The organism is Pseudomonas sp. AB6, from assembly GCF_034314105.1.
Lineage (GTDB): Bacteria > Pseudomonadota > Gammaproteobacteria > Pseudomonadales > Pseudomonadaceae > Aquipseudomonas.
Map to the genome: position 1 here is coordinate 3,657,965 of NZ_JAVIWJ010000001.1, position 22,551 is coordinate 3,680,515.

Below are 22,551 nucleotides of genomic sequence, written 5' to 3' on the forward strand. Positions count from 1 at the left end.
TGAATTCTGTATTGTTGCCAAAACGCGCTCTGTAGAGCCAACTTGTTGGCGAAGCGGTAGATCTGGATTACCGCGTCAAACCTCTCGCCAAAAGTTAGCTTCTACAGGTTAAGCAACCCGCGTCAAACGTTCTGCTGTTCGCCTTTGGGATCGAAGAACACCGAGGAGCAAATTTCGGCTTCGATCACGCTGCCATCGGCCAACGGTGCGAACACCCTTTCACCCATGCGCTTCAAGCCGCCTTTGACCACACCCAGCGCAAACGAATAACCCAGCGTGCCGTTGGTGTAGCTCGACGTCACGTGTCCAACCATCGTCATCGGGATCGACTGTTTAGTGTCGAACACCAACTGCGCACCTTCCGGCAACCATTTGGTCGGATCAATCGGCTTGAGGCCCACCAACTGCTTACGTTGATCACGCACGCAATCTTCACGGTTCATGCCACGCCAGCCCAACCACGAGAACGGTTTGGTCCGGCCAACACACCAGCCCATGTTCAAGTCATCCGGAGTCATCGAGCCGTCGGTGTCTTGGCCGACGATGATGAAACCCTTCTCGGCCCGCAGCACGTGCATGGTTTCGGTGCCATACGGGGTCAGGTTGTACTGCTTGCCCGCTTCGATGATTTTTTCCAGAACGCCCATGGCGTAGTTGGCCTGGATATTCACTTCGTAGGACAGCTCACCGGTGAACGAGATACGGAACACCCGTGCCGGGACGCCGCCGACCAAGCCTTCTTTCCAGGTCATGAACGGGAACGCGTCCTTGTCTAGATCGATGTCGGTGACTTGGCTGAGCAGCTTGCGGCTATTCGGGCCGGATAACGTCAAGGTTGCCCAATGGTCAGTCACAGAAGTGAAGTACACCTTCAGGTCTGGCCATTCGGTCTGTTGATAGATTTCCAGCCATTGCAATACGCGTGCAGCGCCGCCAGTGGTGGTGGTCATCAAGAAGTGGTTGTCGGCGAGGCAAGCGGTTACGCCGTCGTCGAAGACCATGCCGTCTTCTTTACACATCAGGCCGTAACGCGCCTTGCCCACGTCGAGTTTGGTCCAGGCGTTAGTGTAGATGCGGTTGAGAAACTCACGGGCATCCGGGCCTTGAATGTCGATTTTGCCCAGTGTCGAGGCATCGAGCAGGCCGACGCTGTCGCGCACGGCTTTGCATTCACGGCTGACGGCTGCGTGCAGGTCTTCGCCGTTTTTCGGGAAGTACCACGGACGCTTCCACTGACCGACATCTTCGAATTCGGCACCGTTTTTAACGTGCCAGGCGTGCAGCGCCGTGAAGCGCACAGGCTCGAAGATGTGACCGGCGTGACGACCGGCGATGGCGCCGAAGGTGACCGGGGTGTAGTTCGGGCGGAACATCGTAGTGCCCATTTCGGTGATCGACATGTTCAACGAGCGGGCAGCAATCGCCAGACCGTTGACGTTGCCGAGCTTGCCTTGATCGGTACCGAAACCCAGTGCGGTATAGCGCTTAACGTGTTCAACCGACTCAAAGCCTTCGCGGGTCGCCAGTTCAATGGCGGCGGCGGTGACGTCGTTTTGCAGGTCGACGAATTGCTTGGGCGCCCGTGCCGTGGCTTTTTCGTGCGGCACCTGGAACAACGCCAGGGTCGGCTCTTCCAAACGGGTCAGCGCTTTGGGCAATGTGCCTTCAACGATCTTGAAGCCCGCTTCATTGGCTGCGCGAGCGCCGCCTTCAAAGCCATCGGCCAGGGCATCAGCCAAGCCGAACACACCATTGATACCGCCAACGCACACGCGTTTCTGCGGTGCTTCGCCCGGTACGAAACCGAGGATGTCTTCACGCCAGATCGGCTTGCCGCCCAAATGGGAGGCCAAGTGAACGATGGGGCTGTAACCACCGGAGCTGCCGACCAAATCGCAATCGAGCCACTCGCCAGGGCTGGTAACGCGATGGCCTTTGACGTCGATGGCGGCAATCCGCGCGGCAGTTACGCGCTTGGTGCCACGCGCTTCAACTACGGCGCTGGAGGTCAGAATCCGAATGCCTTTGGCCCGTGCTTCTTCAACCAACGCACCGCGTGGATTGCTCCGGGCGTCAGCGATAGCCACCACTTGCAGGCTAGCGTCGAGCCAATCCAATGCAACGCGGTAGGCGTAATCGTTGTTGGTCGACAGCACCAGTTTTTTACCCGGTGCCACGCCGTAACGACGCACGTAGGTGGAAACAGCGCCAGCCAGCATGTTGCCCGGCACGTCGTTGTTGCCGTAAACCAGTGGACGCTCGTGAGTACCGGTCGCCAGCACGACACGCTTGGCGCGAACCCGGTGCATACGCTGACGTACTTGGCCGATTGGCGCACGGTCACCGAGGTGATCGGCCAGGCGCTCGTGAATGGTCAGGAAGTTATGGTCGTGGTAGCCGTTGACCGTGGCGCGGGGCAACAGGATTACGTCCGGCAGGGTCTTCAGCTCAGCCAGCACCGTCGCAACCCATTCGGCCGCCGGTTTGCCATCCAGGCTTTCACGGCTGTCGAGCAGGCTGCCGCCGAACTCTTCCTGTTCATCGGCGAGGATGACCCGAGCACCGCTGCGACCAGCAGCCAATGCAGCAGCCAGGCCAGCAGGGCCGGCGCCCACAATCAACACGTCACAGTGATGGTTCATCGCATCGTAGGTGTCAGGGTCGTTCTCAGTCGGCGAACGGCCAAGACCCGCGGCCTTACGAATGTACTTCTCGTAGGTCATCCAGAACGATTGCGGGTACATGAAGGTTTTGTAGTAGAAGCCCGGCGGCATCAGCTTGCCGCCGACCTTACCGAGAATCCCCATCACGTCAGTGTTTACGCTCGGCCAGCCGTTGGTGCTGGTGGCGACCAAACCCTGATACAGCGCTTGTTGCGTGGCGCGCACGTTGGGAATTTGCGTGGCTTCGGTCGAACCGATCTGCAATACCGCGTTCGGCTCTTCGGAGCCGGCGGCGAAAATCCCTCGAGGACGCGAATACTTGAAGCTGCGGCCAACAATGTCGACGCCATTGGCCAGCAATGCAGCGGCCAATGTGTCGCCTTCATAGCCCTGATAGCTCTGGCCATTGAAGGTAAAATTCAGCACCTTACTACGGTCGATACGGCCACCGTTAGGCAGGCGATTGTTCTGGCTCATGCCTTGTCTCCCAATACCGGAGTAGCCGCTTTAGCGGTGAACTGCGGTTTCTCGCCGATCAGGTAAGTCTCGAGAATTTCGTAGGTCACGGTGTCACGGGTCGCATTGAAATACTGACGGCAACCGGCAACGTGGTCCCACAACTCGTGATGTAGGCCGCGTGGGTTATCGCGGAAAAACATGTAATCGCCCCACTCAGCATCAGTGCAGGTGTTCGGGTCCAATGGACGCGGGATATGAGCCTGCCCCGAAGCGTGAAACTCCTCTTCAGAGCGCAACTCGCCACAGTGAGGACAGAAGATGTGCAACATAGGGATTTCTCCTGTTAGTGGGCGACAGCCGCGGCGCCGTGTTCGTCGATCAGCGCACCGTTGTGGAAACGGTCGATGGAAAATGGTTTTGCCAAGGGGTGCATCTCGCCTTTAGCAAGGCTTGCGGCAAACACGTTGCCCGAACCCGGAGTGGCTTTGAAACCACCGGTGCCCCAACCGCAGTTGAAGAACATGTTGCCCACCGGGGTCTTGGAAATGATCGGACACGCGTCTGGCGTGGTGTCAACGATACCGCCCCACTGACGGTTCATGCGCACACGGGACAACACCGGGAACATCTCGACGATGGCCTGAATCGTGTGTTCGATCACCGGGTATGAACCGCGTTGACCATAGCCAACCCAACCGTCGATACCGGCACCGATCACCAAGTCGCCCTTGTCGGACTGGCTGATGTAGCCGTGAACCGCGTTGGACATGATCACGCTGTCGATAATCGGTTTGATCGGCTCAGACACCAGTGCTTGCAGCGGGTGTGATTCGATCGGCAGGCGGAAGCCCGCCAGTTTAGCCATGTGCCCGGAGTTACCAGCAGTGACGACGCCGACGCGCTTGGCGCCGATGAAGCCTTTATTGGTTTCCACACCGATGCACACGCCGTTTTCTTTACGGAAACCAATGACTTCGGTTTGTTGAATCAGGTCAACGCCCAAGGCGTCAGCCGCGCGGGCAAAGCCCCAGGCCACAGCATCGTGACGCGCAACGCCGCCACGGCGTTGAACGGTGGCGCCGATGATCGGATAACGGGTGTTTTTCGAGCAGTCCAGGTACGGGATTTCTTCTGCGACCTGTTTCTGATTGAGCAACTCGCCGTCCACGCCGTTCAGACGGTTAGCACTGACCCGGCGTTCTGAGTCGCGCATGTCTTGCAGGGTATGGCACAGGTTATAGACGCCGCGCTGAGAGAACATCACGTTGTAGTTGATGTCCTGCGACAAGCCTTCCCACAGTTTCATGGCGTGCTCGTACAAGTGCGCCGATTCGTCCCACAAGTAGTTGGAGCGCACGATGGTGGTGTTGCGCGCGGTGTTGCCGCCGCCCAACCAACCTTTTTCGACCACGGCCACGTTAGTGATGCCGTGCTCTTTGGCTAAATAGTAAGCCGTGGCCAAACCATGCCCGCCGCCGCCGACGATAACCACGTCGTAGACTTTTTTCGGGGTCGGCGTGCGCCACATCTTCTGCCAGTTTTCATGATGGCTGAGGGAGTGCTTGAAGAGGCCGAAGCCTGAGTAATGCTGCATGGATCTACTCCTGACTCAGCGATAAACCGGAAAATCGGTGCACAGCGCGGCAACTTGGCTGGCAACATTGGCCTCGACATCGGCATCGCCGAGGTTGTCGAGAATGTCACAAATCCAGCCCGCCAACTCGACGCACTGGGTCACTTTGAAACCGCGTGTCGTGACAGCCGGGGTGCCTATACGCAGGCCCGAGGTGACGAAGGGCGATTGTGGATCATTCGGTACCGAGTTTTTGTTCACGGTAATGTGCGCGCGGCCCAAGGCGGCGTCAGCTTCTTTACCGGTGAGGCCCTGACGAATCAGGCTGACCAAAAACAGGTGGTTGTCAGTACCGTCGGAAACGACATCGTAGCCACGGTCCATGAACACTTGCGCCATAGCTTGAGCATTGTCGATCACTTGTTGCTGATACACCTTGAAGCCTGGCTCCATAGCTTCTTTGAAACACACCGCTTTGGCGGCGATAACGTGCATCAATGGCCCACCTTGGCCACCCGGGAATACCGCCGAGTTGAATTTTTTCTCAAGTTCTTCGTTGGCTTTAGCCAGAATCAAACCGCCACGTGGACCGCGCAGGGTTTTGTGGGTGGTGGTGGTCACGACGTCAGCGTACGGCAGCGGGTTCGGGTAAAGACCCGCAGCGACCAGACCGGCAACGTGGGCCATGTCGACGAACAGGTAAGCGCCCACTTTGTCGGCGATGGCGCGAAAACGCGGGAAATCCAGAGTCTTCGAATACGCCGAGAACCCGGCGATGATCATTTTCGGCTTACATTCCATGGCGATGCGCTCGACTTCGTCGTAGTCGATCAAGCCCGTGGTGGTGTCGATGCCGTATTGCACTGCGTTATAGAGCTTGCCGGAGAAGCTGACCTTGGCGCCGTGAGTCAGGTGACCGCCATGGGCCAGGCTCATGCCCAATACCGTGTCGCCTGCATTCAACAGGGCCAGATAAACAGCGGCGTTCGCTTGGCTGCCGGAGTGCGGCTGAACGTTGGCGTAATCGGCGCCGAACAATTGCTTGGCGCGTTCGATGGCCAGCGACTCAACTTTATCGACGTGTTCACAGCCGCCGTAGTAACGCTTGCCGGGGTAGCCTTCGGCGTATTTGTTGGTCAGGCCGCTGCCTTGAGCTTCCATTACACGCTTGCTGGTGTAGTTTTCCGAAGCGATCAGCTCAATGTGGTCTTCCTGGCGTTGCTCCTCGGCATTCATCGCTGCCAACAGTGCATCGTCATAACCTTGGATTTGGTCTAGCTTGCTGAACATCGCGGTTCTCCCAGCGGCGGCGCTGCGCCTAGCTTATCGATAGGGCTTGTAAAGCGCCCTTTGGATGCGATGGTAGGTCCGACGCAGACAGGCCAAATGCCTATGGACGCCACGCAAAGGTGCGTTTACGACATGGGTTGGCGCGCAGAGATAATTGGTGGCTAAAGATGTAGGAGCGGGCTTGCCTCCGATGGAGCGCGAGGCGATCCCAAAGGCTGAATTCAAGGTTTACGACTGCTGCGCATCTGATCGCGAGCAAGCGCGCGGTAGGAGCCGCCGTGCGATGAATGTTCGATGCCTACTATTTATTCCGGGCCTGCCGAAATCCTGTGGAAGTGGGCTTGCCAACGAAAGCGTCAATGCAGCCGGCCCAGGTTTTCCGCTCGAAATCAGCGGGGGGGGGCCAGCTACAGTGGCCCGACTGCTGTCCGCAGGGCCAATAACAGCAAAAAATGCACGGGATAGATTGCGTACGCCCAGCGGCGCATGGGCCAAATCGCGATAGGTGGATGAGAGCGCAAGATCGCCAGCCCGATCAACGGCGCAGACAAGCACACGATAATCCCGCCAATCGAGATTGGGTCACCCCAACTGGCGCCGGCAAACATTTGCGGCCAGGCATTGCTTGCCAAACACACTGCCCCCGGCAACAGCGCGGCGTACCAGGGTCTGCGCAGCGCCCATAAAAACGACAACGGTAACAGTGCACCATAAAAGCCGAACATCAGCTGTTCGCGAAAAACCCATGCCAGCAGCAATGCCAAGCCTGCCAGCACCCACGCCGAAACCGTGCGATCAATCCAGCCCCGCGCCACCAGCAGCCCTACAGCCAACGTCGGCATCACGCTCAACGTCGTCGCATCAGCCGATATGTACAGGCGATACGGCAGTTCCGCCACACACGCGAACACCACCATCGATCCCAAATAACGCCACTGAACGCCCTGACCCGATCCTTTACGTGCAAGATTGGCGGCAATCGCCAGGCAAAACCACGGAAAGGCCAAGCGGCCCGGCACGTATAGAATGTTCAGCGACCAGCCTACATAGCGCAGATGATCGAGAACCATGCTCAGCACCGCCAACCACTTCAACAGGTCTAGCGCGGTGTCTCTTGTCATCGTTTGCGACGATCTCATAACGCTCCACAGTCGGGCAAAACCGAACAACCCATGACCTGAACCCGCAATCGTGGGTAAAGTGCGCCATCTTCGATCAAAGGGAATCGGCCATGACAGATAAAAGCCAGCAGTTTGCCAGCGACAACTACTCCGGGATCTGCCCCGAGGCCTGGGCCGCCATGGAACAGGCCAATCACGGCCATCAAAGGGCATATGGCGATGATGAATGGACCGCTCGCGCGTCGGATCATTTCCGTCAATTGTTCGAAACCGACTGCGAGGTGTTTTTCGCCTTCAACGGCACCGCCGCCAACTCTCTGGCGTTGTCGTCGTTATGCCAGAGTTACCATAGCGTTATCTGCTCGGAAACCGCCCACGTCGAAACCGACGAATGCGGCGCGCCTGAGTTTTTTTCAAACGGTTCCAAACTGCTGACCGCCCGCAGCGAAAACGGCAAGCTGACCCCGGAGTCGATTCGCGAAGTCGCACTCAAGCGTCAGGATATTCACTACCCCAAACCCCGGGTTGTGACCCTGACCCAAGCAACTGAAGTCGGCAGCGTTTATCAGATAGAAGAACTCAAGGCCATCAGCGCCACCTGCAAAGAACTCGGTCTGCACCTGCACATGGACGGCGCGCGATTCTCCAATGCCTGCGCCTTCCTTAATTGCACACCCGCCGAGCTGACGTGGAAAGCCGGCATTGATGTGTTGTGTTTCGGCGGCACCAAAAACGGCATGGCAGTGGGCGAAGCGATTCTGTTCTTCAACCACAAGCTGGCCGAAGACTTCGATTACCGCTGCAAACAAGCCGGGCAATTGGCGTCGAAGATGCGCTTCCTCTCAGCGCCATGGGTTGGCCTGCTGGAAAACGACGCATGGCTCAAGCACGCCCGCCATGCCAACCATTGCGCGCAACTGCTCGCGGAATTGGTGAAAGACATTCCCGGCGTAGAACTCATGTTTCCGGTGCAAGCTAACGGCGTGTTCTTACAGATGTCGGAACCTGCGATCAAAGCACTGACGAATAAAGGCTGGCGCTTCTACACCTTCATCGGCGATGGAGGCGCGCGGTTCATGTGCTCATGGGATACCGAGGAAGACCGCGTACGTGAATTGGCGGCGGACATTCGGTTAGTGATGCAGGCGGGATAAATGCAGATTGGTGGCTTTTCTGTGGGACCGAATTTATTCGGGAATTGGGCGGCGCGGACTGTCGGTAACACCGCGTTGTTTCCTTCCCGAATGAATTCGGTCCCACAGAGTTGCACCGCATTACCGGCTCGATTCAGCCCTGAGCAATAGTCTTGGATATCACTTCAACCGTGGCGCTGACTTGCTCTTGATAACGGTTGAGTTCCTTTTTGTGCCGCTGCTTGAGTTCGACTTGCTGCGAACACAGGTTCAACGCGGCCAACACCAGCAACTTGTCACCCATCAGACTGGGGTATTTGCGCTTGGTGTCTGCCAGGGCTGCCTTGAGCATAACCGCGGCTTCCAGGAGGGTTTGCTCTTCTCCAATCGGCGCCTTGATCGAGTAGTCGTTGCCCAGAATCGAGACGACCTTGATCCCGTCCCTGTCGTTACTCATGCGCTGACAGCGGTAACGCGGGTGGCACGATCAACCAGCGCCTGAATCCGGGCAGCGGTCGCGCCTTGTTTTTCTTCTTGCTCCAACACATTCAATTGAAGACTGTCATTTTCATCCTTCACTTGCGCCAGCTCTGCGCTTAGCTGCGAATTAGCGGCTTGCAGCGCCTGATTCTGCTGTACGAGGTCGCCGACCAGTTGTTCCAATTGACTCAGGGATGATTCCAACATTTTGATTTCTCAAGCAAATTTCAAGGGCGCACACGATAAAGAAAAGTCACCCCACCGTAAATGCATAACGAGTGCTACTGACTGCATTTTCCCACTCTGGTTCCTGCTGGTCGTCGGACCTATCCGAAAGACGACAAATACTCGGTCAACACACTCAAGACTTTAGTCTTGCGTCCGATAGGTGATACAGGTTGCTGTCTATTTGCTTCTCGCTGCGCGGAACGCGCCCCTGGAAATCCTATGTCTCTTCGAAATATCAATATCGCACCGCGCGCATTTCTCGGATTTTCTCTGATAGGCGCATTGATGCTGATTCTGGGTGTTTTTGCCCTGACGCAAATGAACAAAATTCGCACCGCGGGCGAGGTCATTACTCAGAACACCCTGCCCAGTATCCGAAACCTGGACAAGCTGATTGAACATAGCGTTCGCTTGCGTGTGCTGTCTTTTCGCCTAGCGCTAAACCGCGATCCGATAGTCCAGGAGAAAACTCTGGACTCAATGACCAAACGCGATCAAATGGTGACTGAAGCTCAAGCCAGTTACGAAAAACTCATCGAAGGTGCCGACGAAAAGACCACGTATAACCAGTTTTTGCAGTTGGTCGCTCAGTACCGGCAGCTTGAAGACCGTATGCGAAGTTTGAGCCGGGCCAATAAGATCGACGAGCTGGAAACGCTGCTCAACGCCGATCTTCAAGATAACTCGGACCAGATGAACGTCATCCTGACTAAATTGGTAGATATCAATACCCAACAGATGACCATTGCTAATGCTGAAGGCGCCGATCAGTATTCGCTGGCGTTCAACATGGTGGTCGGGCTTCTCATCATTGCAACTTTCCTGACGGTGCTGTTCGCTTGGTTGCTAACCAACAGCATCACGCACCCGGTTTCGGAAGCCTTATTGGTAGCCGAAGACATCGCTGAAGGTAACCTGACGCGCCAAATTAAAGTTGAAGGCAGTGACGAAATCGGGCGCTTGCTCAAGGCCATGCAAAAGATGCAGGCAAAATTACGCGACACGCTGCACCACATTTCAGGGTCCGCCACCCAGCTAGCGTCGGCGGCTGAAGAGCTCAACACCGTGACCGATGAAAGTGCTCGGGGATTGGCGCAGCAAAACAAAGAAATCGAACAAGCGGCAACGGCAGTCAACCAGATGACCACCGCCGTGGAGGAAGTCGCGCGCAATGCCGTCAGCACCTCCGACGCGTCAAAAAATGCCACCACATCGGCAAGCGATGGCCGCGAGTTGGTCATGGAAACCGTCGGCGCTATCGAACGCATGAGCGGCGACGTACAAAGCACCGCCGAACTGATCGGCAACCTGGCTAACGAATCCCGCGATATCGGCAAGGTGCTGGACGTGATTCGGGGCCTGGCCGACCAGACCAACTTGCTGGCCCTTAACGCAGCGATCGAAGCCGCGCGCGCCGGTGAAGCGGGCCGTGGATTTGCCGTCGTCGCTGACGAAGTTCGCGCATTGGCGCACCGCACTCAACAGTCCACCAGCGAAATCGAACGGATGATCGGCAGCATTCAGGGCGGTACTGAGCAGGCGGTTAACTCGATGCGCAACAGCACCGAGCGTGCTGAGTCGACGCTGAATATTGCTAAAGGCGCAGGCTTGGCGCTAGACACCATCAACGTTGCCATCGTGCAAATAAACGAACGCAACCTGGTTATCGCGAGCGCGGCAGAAGAGCAAGCGCAAGTGGCCAGGGAAGTTGACCGCAATCTGGTGAATATCCGCGACTTGTCAGTGCAATCGGCCACGGGTGCTACTCAGACCAGCTCCGCCAGCAACGAACTATCGCGCCTGGCGGTGGACCTGAGCAGTATGGTGTCGCGCTTCAGGTTGTAAGCCACTCGCGAATAAATTCTCATACACGTGAACTGCGCCCCGAACGTTGGACATAAGTCCAATTTCCAGGGTGCAGTTCAACGGGTTGGTAGAGCTGTCCACGTCTGAATATTGGCCCGTCTATAGGACCGGCCGAAGGCCGCGATCAGCTTTAAAAATCGATCCGCACATCGCCCTTCGGCACGCTGCAGCACGACAAGATGTAGCCCTCGGCAACGTCTTCGTCAGTGATACCCCCGTTGTGATCCATCTCTACTTCCCCGCCCAACTTCATCACCTTGCACGTGCCACAAATTCCCATACCGCAGGCTTTTGGAATCAGCAGACCGAGCTTGGCGGCCGCTGCGTGCACGGTTTCGCCCGGCGCGACGCGAATGCTCTTGCCGGAAGAAAGAAATTCCACTTGGTGCAAGTCCGCCAAATCAACTTCCGGGGCGTCAGCAGCGATTTCGGCTTGCTCCACCGCATCCGCGCGCGCTTCGGGCGGGGTCGCACCGAATGACTCTTCATGGTACTGAGCCATGTTGAAACCATTAGCTTCCAGCAAGCGTTTTACGGCAGTCATGTAAGGCGTCGGCCCGCAACAGAAAACTTCGCGATCCAGAAAATCAGGAACCATCAATTCCAGCATCTTCTGATTCAAGTAACCGCGATAACCGGCCCACGGCTCACCCAAACCATGCTTTTCACAAATCAGGTGCAGACTGAAGTTATCGATCCGCGACGCCATGTGCTCTAGTTCGCGGTGATAGATGATGTCTTTGGGCGTACGGGCGCTGTGCACGAAGACCATGTCGACATTGGCGTTGGTGTCGTAAAACCAGCGCGCCATGGACATGACCGGCGTAATACCAACGCCCCCGCTGAGGTAGAGAATCTTCGGGTTCGGGAAGTCCATGGCGTTGAACAGCCCCACGGGACCGTGTACTGCCAACTCCTGACCTTCATGCAGCGTGTCGTGCAGGTAATTGGAGACCTTGCCGCCGGGCACGCGCTTGATGGTGATCGAGAAGCTGTACGGCACGGACGGTGAGCTGGAAATGGTGTAGGAACGCATCACCGGCACGCCGTCTATCTCAAGCTCTAATGTTACGAATTGACCAGGCTTAAAGAAAAACAAGATTGGCTGGTCGGCCATGAAGCAGAAGGTTCGCACGTCCCAGGTTTCCTGGATCACCTTAACGACGCGCACTGGGTGACGGCCATTAGCCCAAGTCTGGGTAGTTACCGGATTAAGGAAAGTGTTGGACATGCTTATCTCCACGGCCGAATGTCGGCCTTATAGTGCGGATTTTGCTTAAGGAGCAGTATGACCACTTACCTATCTGCGACATTGACGTACTTATCGCAACCAGCCCCCAAAGACTGGGCTTAGCGCGTCGGGAACGGATTCGGCCATGTCGCCCATGGATAAGGATCAGTCAGCGCCCGACCGCACACTCGGCGCTAAGAACTTGTGTGCTTTTTATAAGAGATCTGTCAGAGCGCCATTCATAAGCATGGGCGGCAATCTACTGACACCTTGCGTGCTAACGCTATAAAGAACCGTATTAGCCCTATTCGCCGACCGCTCGAAAACGGTCATGAGGACTTGAAAGATGGACGTCACCGCAACCTTGAGCTTGGGCGATCCGCTGGAACCCGCACGTAAGGCCACCGCCGAGATGCTGCAGAACCGCGAGCGCACGTTTTCGCTGCCACAGCCTTTCTACAGCGATGAACGACTTTATGAAATCGACATGCAGGAAATCTTTCAAAAAGAGTGGCTAATTGCAGGCATGACCTGCGAGATCCCTGGCAAGGGTAATTACCTGACGCTGCAAGTAGGCAAAAACCCGATCATCGTGATTCGTGGCGCCGAAGGTCAGGTGCATGCGTTCCACAATGTCTGCCGCCACCGGGGCTCACGCTTGTGCACCAGCGACAAGGGCAAGGTTGCCAAGCTGGTATGTCACTACCACCAGTGGACTTACGAGCTTGATGGGCGTTTGTTGTTCGCCGGTTCAGAAATGGGCGACGACTTCGACATGAAGCAGTACGGCCTCAAGCCGGTGAACGTGAAAACTGCCGGCGGCTACATCTTCATTAGCCTGGCTGAAACACCGCCGGCCATCGATGAGTTCCTGCAGACGCTGACGCACTACATGGAACCGTACGACATGGAGAACACCAAGGTGGCGATTTCCACTACCTTGTTCGAAAAAGCCAACTGGAAGCTGGTGCTGGAAAACAACCGCGAGTGCTACCACTGCAACGCGGCGCACCCGGAACTGCTGAAAACCCTGCTGGAGTGGGACGACGTCACCGATCCACGGGCCGACCAAGCCTTCAAGGATCACGTTGCCGCGTCCGCTGCTGCGTGGGAAGCCGAGAAGATTCCTTACGCACATGCCAGCTTTGGCTTGCGTAACCGCATCGTGCGCATGCCGCTGCTTAAAGGCACGGTTTCGATGACCCTGGACGGCAAGCAGGGCAGCAAAAAACTTATGGGGCGGATCAAGAATCCTGATTTGGGCTCGATGCGTATCCTGCACCTGCCCCATTCGTGGAACCACTGCATGGGTGACCACATCATCGTCTTTACAGTGTGGCCGTTGGGCGCGCAGGAAACTATGGTCACCACCAAGTGGCTGGTACACAAAGACGCAGTGGAAGGCGTGGACTACGACGTCGAACGGATGCGCCAAGTGTGGGACGCAACCAACGACCAAGACCGTCGCTTGGCCGAAGAAAATCAGCGCGGTATTAACTCCGACGCTTACCAGCCAGGCCCTTATTCGAAGACGTATGAGTTTGGTGTGGTCAACTTTGTAGATTGGTATAGCGCTCGGTTGCTTGAAAATCTCGGCGCGGCGCCAGCGCCGTATTTGAAAGGTGTGGCGGTCAATCACGAGTGACTAAATGGCGCGGTGTCCCAGTTATACCGCGCCATTTTCTTCGTCAATGAGTTCGCTCACAGGAATTGCGTTTTCCAGCGAAGCAGAATCCTTTAGAAAGACCGTGGCTGAACACCAATAGATCAAAATTCAACCAACAGCCGCTAACACTAACCCCGCCGCCCTTTCCAGCCTTTCGCCAACAAGTTATCCACAGACCCACCCACAGCAATTGTGGGCAAGTCGGATTTTGCCTGTGGAAAAAGCCAAGAAAAACCGTGACTTATCTGAAAGCATACCTACAGAACACTATTGATCACTTTTTGATCATGCGCCGCAACGCCACGAGTAACGGGGCTTATAGAAGACCGTGAACATGTTATCCACAGAAGCGCCAACAGAGATTGTGGGCAAGTATTTCGATGTAGTACGGACCTTTTTTGTGGGCAGCTGCTCACAAGCAACTTCTACACTCAATCTCCATCAACAATAACGTCGCTATGACCTGTATTTACGATAATGTGCGCCTATTCCAAAGCCAGCCACCGCTCACGGAGCAACTGCATGCAGACGTATAGAAAGTTTGTCCTGACCGCCATAGCCGCGCTGGCGTTCGCGAACGGTGCGGTTGCTGCGGACAAAATGAAAATAGGCGTCCAGGCCGCTTACCCACCCTTCAATAACAAAGACGCCAGCGGTCAAGTCGTGGGCTTTGATGTGGATATTGGCAATGCACTGTGCGCTAAGATGAAGGTCGAGTGCGAGGTAGTAACATCCGATTGGGACAACATAATTACGGCCCTGAACGCTGATCAGTTCAATTTTCTGGTGTCGTCTATGTCGATCACCGAAGCGCGCAAACAAGTGGTCGACTTTACTGACCCCTATTACTCCAACAAGCTGCAGTTCATTGGCCCGAAAGCCACTGAACTGAACATTGATAAAGCCACCCTCAAAGACACTCTGAACGGTAAAACCATCGGCGCCCCACGTGGTACCTTGGCCGCGACTTGGCTAAACGACAACCTCGGCGTTGGCGCTGTCATCAAGTTGTATGACACCCAGGCGGATGCCTACGCCGACCTGAGCGCCGGCAATCTGGACGCCGTGCTTGCAGACAAGTTTGTCAGCTACGAATGGCTGAAAAGCGAAGCCGGAGAATCCTACGAGTTCAAAGGTGCGCCCGTCATCGACAACGACAAGATCGGCATCGCCGTGCGCAAAGGAGACCCGCTAAAGGAACAGTTGAACGCCGCACTGAAAGACATCATCAACGACGGCACCTACAAGAAAATCAATGACCGCTATTTTCCCTTTAGCATTCTTTGATCGGCGTACTTCAGGGCGACCAGATTCGGAAGCGGTTTCGCGAACTCGACGACTTTCTGGTGGCCCACCAAACACTCTGGCGGCCACGTCCGTTTACTCACCACCATTTGCCGTGGGAGCCTGAGCACGCCGAGCTGGCGACTTGGCTACGTTCGCGCTCACTGGCAGATGCTGAAGCCGCGCACAATCATCCACAGCGTTTACGCGCCCCAGCCCCGTTTGCACAATTGGCGGCACAGTCCATCGCACTAAGCGAGATAGGCGATTTACCATCCACCGCGCCGGGGCAATGGCCATCACGCCTAGGCACCGACGTGCCGGGGCGTAAATGGCAGCAGATCAAAGCGTTCGCCGATGCTTTGAATTTTCGACGCACTCCTGAGCATTGGCTCGACTGGTGCGCGGGCAAAGGCCACTTGGGGCGACATCTGGCACATAGTGGCCAAGCACTGACCTGCCTGGAGCACGATCCGCTGCTGGTAGACGCAGGCAATCAACTCAGCCGACGGCTAGGCATTGATGCCGAGCATCGCCAACAGAACGTTTTGGCCGCCGATGCCGCTGATCATGTTTACCCTCGGCATACGCCCGTGGCCCTGCACGCGTGTGGCGACCTGCATATGCAATTGATGCGCATCGCCGCCGACGCCGGTTGCCGGCAGCTCGCAATTGCACCGTGCTGTTACAACCGCATCAACGCCCCCGAGTATCAAGCAGTGTCAGCCCAAGGCAAGGCTTCAACCCTGCGGTTGTCCCTAGAAGATTTGAATCTACCGCTTAGCGAAACCGTCACTGCCGGGGCTCGCGTACGTCGCCAGCGCGACACCTCAATGGCGCGCCGTTTGGCGTTTGATCTCCTTCAGCGAAAGTTACGAGGCATTGACGATTATCTGTCAACGCCATCGCTGCCCGTCGCTTGGCTGGATAAACCTTTTGCTGATTACTGCCGTGAGCTGGCTGCGCTAAGGCATTTACCAGCCGTGGGTCAGCAAGATTGGGTGGCGCTGGAAACGGCTGGCTGGCAACGCCTAGGCAATGTACGCAACCTTGAACTGGTTCGCGGGCTGTTTCGCCGACCGCTGGAGCTATGGTTAGTGCTCGACCGCGCTGGCTATTTACAAGATCGCGACTACGCTGTCCAACTTGGAACGTTTTGCGAGACTCGCATCACTCCCCGTAACTTAATGCTGCTTGCAGAACGTCACTAGAGCAATGAAACACATCATCCTGTGGATAACTCTGTTGATGAAAATTTTAGGACCACTGAAAAACCTAGGTAGCTAGGGAGTCCGTTTGTCATCTATTTTTTTGACTGCTGGCTAATTTCAAGAAAAAACAGCAGCTTGCAGCCCGATGAATTGCAGCGACAAAGCCCACCCTGTTTTGGCCTCAACCCCTGCTCCGGCTGTGCATAAGCATCAGAGGCATCTCGAATGGCGCCCCGTATTCTGGTGCGCGCGAATTGGCCCTACAATTCGATTCTCCCTGCGGTCTGGGAAATGGTTGTCCGGCAGCAAGTTCTGGATAGAAACCAACCTTAAATGACGCATAGATATTTTTCTAAGCGAATCAGCTAGCTAGGGGTTTACAACTTAAAAAAACTGGATATAATCTGCGCCCACCACGCCGGTATAGCTCAGTTGGTAGAGCAACTGACTTGTAATCAGTAGGTCCCGAGTTCGACTCTTGGTGCCGGCACCATATCTCGAAGCCCCGCTACGCGGGGCTTTTTGGTTTCTGGGGTTTAATAAACCCACGCTCGTTTCCGCTTAAACGCCCACAAAGTGTCCACACCGGGCAGACGCCTCAAGATTGGCGGCTGCGTCTGGATTAACGCTTGGCCAATTTCGATCGCTCTTTTCTTCAGGGATGGGTTATACGTTTCGGATATCGCTGAAGGAGAGACCTTTACTTATCAAGATGCTCGTATGGCAACCAATGAAAGTATTGGCAAGCTCGATGAGCTTTCAGAGTTCGCTTGACCGGGCGAAACACCTGCTGAGCGCGATTAAATGCGTCGCCTAGGAAAGGCGGGTGAAGGGCCGCAACATTCAGTAGACGTAGCCTTAACCCTAGGCTGACTGTTACAAGTTTGAGTTCAGTACGGAATAGTTTGACCCAGAAAAGAATGATCTACAGCCCGGAATATGCGCAAATCGCACTCACAGTCCTGCTCTTTGACGAATCTATGAGGCGAGCGACCGTAGCGTCATCCCGATAGCGCGTTCGTGTGACATCGACACTCATCCCAGCGCTCACGACTTGGGAAGGCTATTTGACTGAAGGCAAATCCTGCGCGATCTATTTCTCTAATATGCTGTGCCGACGCAATTGGCGAACTTCATTGCCAATTTATGAAGGCTACAAAATCAACTTAAGTAGACGGTCTGTGCGCAAGTGTTCACTGCAAATAACAGGGCCAACAGCGTCCCGAAGAGCACTTTCCTTCTGTTTGCGAGTCGGATAAATCGGATACCGGTAAGCAAGGTCGACCATCTTTTTTGTTTCAAGTCTCAGTTTCTGGTCCTGCGCTTGACGGTCCACAACTTGGTAAACGCGAGCTTTGGGCATTCCGGCTTGCCTGGCCCTCATGAAACCAGTCAAAAGCTTGTGGTTTCTGCTGCATGGATCCGTGTTTTGTTTGAATTCGCTTGCTTGCACAGCGAATGAAATCGACAAGGCTGCCAATAGAAATATCACTCTCATTCGCTGCCTCTGGCAGATGAAGGCGTTTTAGCACCACCTTAAGATTTGGCCATCGCCCGTCGTATAGATAACTCCGGGAATAAAAAACCCGCATTAGTGGACGGGCTTTTCGCTCAATCCCCTAGACGCATAGAGGGCATATGGCGCGGGGTAACGTCGCCCTTTTGCCTATCATTGTCAATGTGAACTTCAGACGGCATCGCCGATCAGTTGCTACTGTTCAATCTCCGTGACATGCACCTCGGCACCCTCCAGATGAAGGAGTGGCTAGCCGACATTCAAGCTCTCAATAGCCCAAACGGGTATCTCACTGCGCTTATAGCCACTTCATAAAAGCCAACCGTTACTCTGCACCCACAAAATAATCGGGTCGCTTGGCCGTCTGCGAGATATCTCTGTACGTCTTGTCATCTGTAGCCGCCAGCAATTTCTTGCCGTCCTTTAGCGTTACCCAGAACGTAATCTCCGTCTGCTCATTCGCCAAAATAATCCCCGCCGCGGCTCCGAAAGGGCCTAGCACTAACGCGCCAGCCAACCCGAGGCTAATCGCGTCTTCAAGCTTTTTGTTCGATCCGGTAGTGGCAATTTCCAAGGACTTAACGGATGAAATCGGAATCGTAATTCCGGGCCATGGGTGGAGGGAGGTTTCGACAGTGATGAGGCCCGAATGGTAATCGCCCTCACCTTGGAGAAAGTCGCCTGCGAGAACTTTGATTTTGGCCATTTTTATATCTCTCCTGCGTCAGGTGGAGAACTTGTCCGCTTGATTTTGCCGCCCCATTTTCATTAGGGTCAACGGGTGGTGGACGAACTGCAGCCCTTACCAACCGGCGGTCGTGACGAAACGTTTCAGCACGTAAAAGCCGCATGTCGAATTAATGCTGGCGATGATGCGCACCCCGTATGTCGCATTCGGTATCCCCCGGTGGTTTGTGCGTACCCGCCGTCAGCGCCAGCTCTGCAGGGGCTTATGGAAAATACGAAGCGTGCAAGGACGACTTGGTTACCGATGCAAGCGCTGATGTTAATGCAAGCAATTCTTATTGCTGTATGATCAGCGTGCCTGCGACAAGGGAACTCCCAACAGGCGCTTTTCTAATTTTGCGGAGCTGCTTCACTATGACTTCCCGTATCCCCTCTTTTGCCAGAATGGCCCTTCTTGCTACCTCCCTTGTGGCTACCGGCAGCGTATTTGCCGCGCCGAGCGCTGACGGCATCACTGTCTACAACGCACAGCACGAGAGCCTGACCCGAGCATGGGTTGATGGTTTCACCCACGAAACCGGCATCAAAGTTACCGTGCGTAATGGCGACGACAGTGAGCTTGGCAACCAGATCATTCAGGAAGGCGCAGTCTCCCCGGCCGACGTGTTCTTGACAGAAAACTCCCCCGCTATAGCGCTGGTCGATAGCGCCGGTTTGTTCGCTCCAGTGACGCCGACTACCTTGGCCCAAGTAGACTCGGCTTATCGCCCGGCTCACGGCAAGTGGATAGGCATCGCGGCGCGTTCGACTGTGTTTGTTTACAACAAAGACAAAATGACTGCGGCTGATATGCCCAAGTCGTTGCTTGATCTGGCTAACCCTAGCTGGAAAGGCCGTTGGGCCGCTTCGCCGTCTGGCGCAGACTTCCAGGCCATCGTAAGCGCCCTGCTTGAGCAGAAAGGCGAAGTGGCGACGCTAAATTGGTTAAAAGCGATGAAAACCAACTCCACTGCGTTCCGTGGAAACGGGTCTGTAATGAAAGCGGTAAACGCCGGTCAAATCGACAGCGGTCTGATTTATCACTACTACCCAATGGTTGATCAATCAAAAACCGGGGAAAACAGCAATAAAATTGGTTTGTACTACTTCAAACACAAAGACCCGGGCGCGTTCGTCAGCATTTCTGGTGGTGGGGTCTTAGCGTCCAGCAAACATAAAGAAGAAGCTCAGGCTTTCTTGAAGTGGATCACCGGCAAGGAAGGTCAAGCGATCCTGAAAAACGGCAACTCGTTTGAATACGCCGTGGGCAAGGGCGCAGCGTCTAATCCCAAACTGACCCCGCTCGCCGAACTGGATGCACCCCTCGTAGACGCTTCCAAACTCGACAGCAAAAAAGTTGTTGAACTGATGACTAAAGCCGGGCTGCTGTAACGTCATGACGGAGCACATTTCAAGTGTCGTAGCCGAGGCATCGGAAGTTGTCGGAGTGACCGCGAAGGTCATTCCAGCCTCCACCCGTCAAGGCCGACCCCGCTCACCCGTTGGCCGTCCTGCTACATGGATTGTCGTGGCGTCCGTCCTCGTTTCATTGTTGGCGTTGTTACCCCTTGGATTCGTGGTCGGCATTTCTTTTCAGACCGGCTGGGCCACTATCGTGGAGCTGGTCTTTCGCCCCAGAGTCGGAGAACTGCTGGTTAATACCGTGTTATTAGTCGTACTCACGGTGCCCTTGTGCGTGGTACTTGGCGTGGCACTGGCATGGCTGACTGAGCGCAGCGACCTACCTTTCAGACGCGCTTGGTCATTACTCGCTGTCGCTCCCCTGGCCGTGCCGGCTTTTGTACACAGCTACGCCTGGGTCAGTCTCGTGCCATCGATTCACGGACTGTTTGCCGGGGTATTGGTCTCGGTCATTGCCTATTTCCCTTTTCTTTATCTGCCGGCCGCTGCTGCATTGCGCCGGCTTGATCCAGGCATCGAGGACGTAGCGGAGTCTCTGGGTTTAAAACCCTGGGCAGTGTTTTTCCGCGTAGTGTTGCCGCAGTTACGCCTAGCAATATGGGGCGGATCGCTACTGGTCGGGTTGCACTTACTGGCCGAGTACGGCCTTTACGCTATGGTGCGTTTTGACACGTTCACCACAGCGATTTTCGATCAGTTCCAGTCATCCTTTAATGGCCCTGCCGCGAATATGCTAGCCGGGGTTCTAGCGCTGTGCTGCCTCGCGATGCTGACCTTTGAATCGGCAACCCGAGGCAAAGCTCGTTATGCGCGGGTTGGCTCAGGCAGCGCACGTCCGCAACGGGTCTGCACCTTGGGCCGCAAAACTACTACCTTGGCGATGCTATTGCCCATTGCGGCAACTGCGCTGGCGTTGGGCGTGCCGCTGATTACTTTGGGGAAATGGCTGATAGCGGGCGGAGCAGCCGTTTGGCGCATGGATACTCTTCTTCCGGCGCTGGAGCAGACGTTGGTACTGGCCAGCACTGGCGCCATCCTTACTACCTGCGCGGCGATCCCCATTGCATGGCTGTCAGTTCGTTCACCGGGGCGCTTGCATCGCCTGTTAGAAAGCTGCAATTACATCACCAGCTCGCTGCCCGGCATCGTCGTCGCCTTGGCCCTGGTAACTGTCACCATCAAGTTCGCCCGACCGATTTATCAAACGGCAATCACCGTACTGCTGGCTTACATGCTGATGTTCTTGCCCAGGGCGTTGGTCAATCTGCGCGCGGGTATTGCTCAAGCGCCGGTGGAATTGGAAAATATGGCACGCAGCCTTGGCCGCTCGCCGTTCCAAGCGCTAAGGGTGATTACCCTGCGACTTGCTTCACCTGGTGCTGCCGCTGGTGTCGCCCTGGTGTTCCTCGCGATTACTAACGAATTAACGGCTACCTTACTGCTCGCGCCAAACGGCACGCGCACACTAGCGACAGGTTTCTGGGCCATGACCAGCGAAATCGACTACGCGGCTGCGGCGCCTTACGCACTGATCATGGTCCTGCTGTCGCTTCCGCTAACGGCGCTTCTCTACTATCAATCCAAACGCACGGCAGGCCGATGAGCTCACTTGAATTAAACGCTGTCTGCAAATCCTTTGGTTCGTTGCCGGCTGTAGATAACGTCAGCTTGTCAGTGCCTAAAGGCAGTCGCACCGCCATCGTTGGTCCTTCCGGCTCGGGTAAAACGACGCTGCTCAGAATGATCGCTGGCTTCGAGTTCCCCGACTCAGGCAGCATCACGCTGAACGGTACGCCACTGGTAGACGGCCCGACCGAAGTGCCGGCTCATCAGCGTTTGATCGGCTACGTCCCACAAGACGGCGCGCTGTTCCCGCACATGACGATCGCTGCCAACATCGGCTTCGGATTGCCCGGTAACGCCGCGTCGAAACAGCAGCGCATTCACGAATTGATGGACATGGTTGCGCTTGACACCCGCATGCTGCAGAGCTGGCCCCACGAACTCTCGGGCGGCCAACAGCAACGTGTCGCACTCGCCCGCGCTTTAGCTCAACGGCCGAAATTGATGCTTCTGGATGAACCCTTTTCCGCCCTCGACACCGGCTTGCGGGCGTCCATGCGCAAGGCCGTCGCCAAGCTGCTCTCGGACGCCGGGGTGACCACCATTCTTGTGACGCATGATCAGGCCGAGGCTCTGTCGTTCGCTAATCAATTGGCTGTTATGCGTCACGGAAAACTGATTCAGGTCGGGCCGCCAATGGACCTTTACCTGCGACCTCGCGACGAAGAAACCGCGTATTTTCTCGGCGACGCGGTGGTGTTACCGGCCATGATTGAAGGGGGTTGGGCTACGTGCGAACTGGGCCGAATTCCGGTATCAGATGGCGCGTTTCGAGGTACCGAACACATCATGCTGCGTCCGGAACAGATCGAACTCTCGGCCGCCCCTGCATCAGGCGAAGAGTGCTTGGGCGTGGTCACCGACAGTGACTTTGGCGGCAACGCGTGCCTGTTGACAGTCCAATTGAAGACCGCCTCGCCTGCGCGGGCGTTGTTGGTTCGTAGTTCGAGCATCCACGCGCCAATGGTGGGGAGCACAGTGGGGATTAGAGTTATCGGGCGCGGGCATGTGCTGGATAACGCTCTCTGACATCGCGCATCATTGATGGCTAGCAAGGAA

Annotated in this window: 17 protein-coding genes, 1 tRNA gene and 1 pseudogene; 10 read left to right on the forward strand and 9 right to left on the reverse strand. The window is 55.8% G+C overall.

What is annotated here, in order from left to right; all coding sequences use genetic code 11:
* Positions 1–122: 122 nt before the first annotated feature.
* The 5 genes from RGW60_RS17305 to RGW60_RS17325 all read right to left on the reverse strand — a co-directional run bounded on the left by RGW60_RS17305 (position 123) and on the right by RGW60_RS17325 (position 7,124).
* The gene (locus RGW60_RS17305) at positions 123–3,140 is read right to left on the reverse strand and encodes a sarcosine oxidase subunit alpha (RefSeq protein WP_322205721.1); all 3,018 of its coding nucleotides are present in this window, start codon (positions 3,138–3,140) and stop codon (positions 123–125) included.
* The gene (locus tag RGW60_RS17310) at positions 3,137–3,451 is read right to left on the reverse strand and encodes a sarcosine oxidase subunit delta (RefSeq protein ID WP_322166486.1); all 315 of its coding nucleotides are present in this window, start codon (positions 3,449–3,451) and stop codon (positions 3,137–3,139) included. Before RGW60_RS17310 ends, RGW60_RS17305 begins: the two co-directional genes overlap by 4 nt.
* Positions 3,452–3,465: 14 nt before the next feature.
* Positions 3,466–4,716 (reverse strand): sarcosine oxidase subunit beta family protein, encoded by a 1,251-nt coding sequence (locus tag RGW60_RS17315; RefSeq protein ID WP_299833178.1) that lies wholly within the window; start codon positions 4,714–4,716, stop codon positions 3,466–3,468.
* 15 nt (positions 4,717–4,731) lie between these two features.
* Positions 4,732–5,985 (reverse strand): serine hydroxymethyltransferase, encoded by a 1,254-nt coding sequence (glyA, locus tag RGW60_RS17320; protein ID WP_322205722.1) that lies wholly within the window; start codon positions 5,983–5,985, stop codon positions 4,732–4,734.
* A gap of 407 nt (positions 5,986–6,392) precedes the next feature.
* The gene (locus tag RGW60_RS17325) at positions 6,393–7,124 is read right to left on the reverse strand and encodes a TraX family protein (protein ID WP_322205724.1); all 732 of its coding nucleotides are present in this window, start codon (positions 7,122–7,124) and stop codon (positions 6,393–6,395) included.
* Positions 7,125–7,216: 92 nt separating this feature from the next.
* Between RGW60_RS17325 and RGW60_RS17330 the strand changes: the two genes are divergently transcribed.
* Positions 7,217–8,260 carry a low specificity L-threonine aldolase gene (locus RGW60_RS17330; RefSeq protein ID WP_322205725.1) on the forward strand — a complete coding sequence of 348 codons (1,044 nt, stop codon included), beginning with the start codon at positions 7,217–7,219 and terminating at the stop codon, positions 8,258–8,260.
* A 133-nt stretch (positions 8,261–8,393) separates the two neighbouring features.
* On the opposite strand, the gene RGW60_RS17335 is transcribed toward RGW60_RS17330, so the two are convergent.
* Positions 8,394–8,696 carry a cell division protein ZapA gene (locus tag RGW60_RS17335; RefSeq protein ID WP_322205726.1) on the reverse strand — a complete coding sequence of 101 codons (303 nt, stop codon included), beginning with the start codon at positions 8,694–8,696 and terminating at the stop codon, positions 8,394–8,396.
* Entirely contained in the window at positions 8,693–8,926 is a 234-nt protein-coding gene (locus RGW60_RS17340; RefSeq protein WP_322205727.1) for a hypothetical protein, read from the reverse strand. The genes RGW60_RS17335 and RGW60_RS17340 overlap by 4 nt, the downstream gene beginning before the upstream one ends.
* Before the next feature lie 240 nt (positions 8,927–9,166).
* Here RGW60_RS17340 and RGW60_RS23850 point away from each other — a divergent pair.
* Together RGW60_RS23850 and RGW60_RS23855 are read left to right on the forward strand one after the other, a co-directional pair.
* Positions 9,167–9,937 (forward strand): annotated as a pseudogene (locus RGW60_RS23850) (MCP four helix bundle domain-containing protein); the annotation flags it as partial.
* On the forward strand, positions 9,929–10,792 hold the full coding sequence (locus RGW60_RS23855) for a methyl-accepting chemotaxis protein (protein WP_407074108.1): 864 nt from the start codon (positions 9,929–9,931) through the stop codon (positions 10,790–10,792). The pseudogene RGW60_RS23850 and the gene RGW60_RS23855, both read left to right, overlap by 9 nt.
* 151 nt (positions 10,793–10,943) lie before the next feature.
* On the opposite strand, the gene gbcB is transcribed toward RGW60_RS23855, so the two are convergent.
* Entirely contained in the window at positions 10,944–12,044 is a 1,101-nt protein-coding gene (gbcB, locus tag RGW60_RS17350) for a glycine-betaine demethylase subunit GbcB (protein ID WP_322205729.1), read from the reverse strand.
* Positions 12,045–12,390: 346 nt separating this feature from the next.
* Here gbcB and gbcA point away from each other — a divergent pair, with 346 nt between their 5' ends.
* The 4 genes from gbcA (at position 12,391) to RGW60_RS17370 (ending at position 16,698) form a co-directional block, all read left to right on the forward strand.
* Positions 12,391–13,689: a glycine-betaine demethylase subunit GbcA gene (gene gbcA / locus RGW60_RS17355; protein WP_322205730.1), complete on the forward strand. Its 1,299-nt coding sequence runs from the start codon at positions 12,391–12,393 to the stop codon at positions 13,687–13,689.
* 543 nt (positions 13,690–14,232) lie between these two features.
* A complete protein-coding gene (locus tag RGW60_RS17360; protein ID WP_322205731.1) occupies positions 14,233–14,997 on the forward strand; it encodes a transporter substrate-binding domain-containing protein in 765 nt (254 codons plus the stop codon).
* Positions 14,998–15,056: 59 nt separating this feature from the next.
* On the forward strand, positions 15,057–16,205 hold the full coding sequence (locus RGW60_RS17365) for a methyltransferase (protein ID WP_407074510.1): 1,149 nt from the start codon (positions 15,057–15,059) through the stop codon (positions 16,203–16,205).
* Positions 16,206–16,622: 417 nt separating this feature from the next.
* A tRNA-Thr gene (locus tag RGW60_RS17370) sits at positions 16,623–16,698 on the forward strand.
* Between the two features lie 1,348 nt (positions 16,699–18,046).
* On the opposite strand, the gene RGW60_RS17375 is transcribed toward RGW60_RS17370, so the two are convergent.
* Positions 18,047–18,427: a hypothetical protein gene (locus RGW60_RS17375; RefSeq protein WP_322205733.1), complete on the reverse strand. Its 381-nt coding sequence runs from the start codon at positions 18,425–18,427 to the stop codon at positions 18,047–18,049.
* Between the two features lie 395 nt (positions 18,428–18,822).
* Here RGW60_RS17375 and RGW60_RS17380 point away from each other — a divergent pair, with 395 nt between their 5' ends.
* The 3 genes from RGW60_RS17380 to RGW60_RS17390 are packed head-to-tail and all read left to right on the forward strand — an operon-like array spanning position 18,823 to position 22,521.
* A complete protein-coding gene (locus tag RGW60_RS17380) occupies positions 18,823–19,839 on the forward strand; it encodes an iron ABC transporter substrate-binding protein (protein WP_322205734.1) in 1,017 nt (338 codons plus the stop codon).
* A 4-nt stretch (positions 19,840–19,843) separates the two neighbouring features.
* Positions 19,844–21,472 (forward strand): iron ABC transporter permease, encoded by a 1,629-nt coding sequence (locus tag RGW60_RS17385; protein ID WP_322205735.1) that lies wholly within the window; start codon positions 19,844–19,846, stop codon positions 21,470–21,472.
* On the forward strand, positions 21,469–22,521 hold the full coding sequence (locus tag RGW60_RS17390; RefSeq protein WP_322205737.1) for an ABC transporter ATP-binding protein: 1,053 nt from the start codon (positions 21,469–21,471) through the stop codon (positions 22,519–22,521). The genes RGW60_RS17385 and RGW60_RS17390 overlap by 4 nt, the downstream gene beginning before the upstream one ends.
* Positions 22,522–22,551: the final 30 nt, after the last annotated feature.

What these genes read in the sequence shown, in the direction of transcription:
- RGW60_RS17375 (WP_322205733.1), bottom strand. Translation starts at nt 18,427, where the DNA reads ATGGCCAAAATCAAAGTTCTCGCAGGCGACTTTCTCCAAGGTGAGGGC.
- RGW60_RS17360 (WP_322205731.1), top strand. Translation starts at nt 14,233, where the DNA reads ATGCAGACGTATAGAAAGTTTGTCCTGACCGCCATAGCCGCGCTGGCG.
- RGW60_RS17385 (WP_322205735.1), top strand. Translation starts at nt 19,844, where the DNA reads ATGACGGAGCACATTTCAAGTGTCGTAGCCGAGGCATCGGAAGTTGTC.
- RGW60_RS17335 (WP_322205726.1), bottom strand. Translation starts at nt 8,696, where the DNA reads ATGAGTAACGACAGGGACGGGATCAAGGTCGTCTCGATTCTGGGCAAC.
- RGW60_RS23855 (WP_407074108.1), top strand. Translation starts at nt 9,929, where the DNA reads ATGCAGGCAAAATTACGCGACACGCTGCACCACATTTCAGGGTCCGCC.
- RGW60_RS17390 (WP_322205737.1), top strand. Translation starts at nt 21,469, where the DNA reads ATGAGCTCACTTGAATTAAACGCTGTCTGCAAATCCTTTGGTTCGTTG.
- RGW60_RS17330 (WP_322205725.1), top strand. Translation starts at nt 7,217, where the DNA reads ATGACAGATAAAAGCCAGCAGTTTGCCAGCGACAACTACTCCGGGATC.
- RGW60_RS17325 (WP_322205724.1), bottom strand. Translation starts at nt 7,124, where the DNA reads ATGAGATCGTCGCAAACGATGACAAGAGACACCGCGCTAGACCTGTTG.
- gbcB (WP_322205729.1), bottom strand. Translation starts at nt 12,044, where the DNA reads ATGTCCAACACTTTCCTTAATCCGGTAACTACCCAGACTTGGGCTAAT.
- RGW60_RS17310 (WP_322166486.1), bottom strand. Translation starts at nt 3,451, where the DNA reads ATGTTGCACATCTTCTGTCCTCACTGTGGCGAGTTGCGCTCTGAAGAG.
- glyA (WP_322205722.1), bottom strand. Translation starts at nt 5,985, where the DNA reads ATGTTCAGCAAGCTAGACCAAATCCAAGGTTATGACGATGCACTGTTG.
- RGW60_RS17315 (WP_299833178.1), bottom strand. Translation starts at nt 4,716, where the DNA reads ATGCAGCATTACTCAGGCTTCGGCCTCTTCAAGCACTCCCTCAGCCAT.
- RGW60_RS17340 (WP_322205727.1), bottom strand. Translation starts at nt 8,926, where the DNA reads ATGTTGGAATCATCCCTGAGTCAATTGGAACAACTGGTCGGCGACCTC.
- RGW60_RS17305 (WP_322205721.1), bottom strand. Translation starts at nt 3,140, where the DNA reads ATGAGCCAGAACAATCGCCTGCCTAACGGTGGCCGTATCGACCGTAGT.
- RGW60_RS17380 (WP_322205734.1), top strand. Translation starts at nt 18,823, where the DNA reads ATGACTTCCCGTATCCCCTCTTTTGCCAGAATGGCCCTTCTTGCTACC.
- gbcA (WP_322205730.1), top strand. Translation starts at nt 12,391, where the DNA reads ATGGACGTCACCGCAACCTTGAGCTTGGGCGATCCGCTGGAACCCGCA.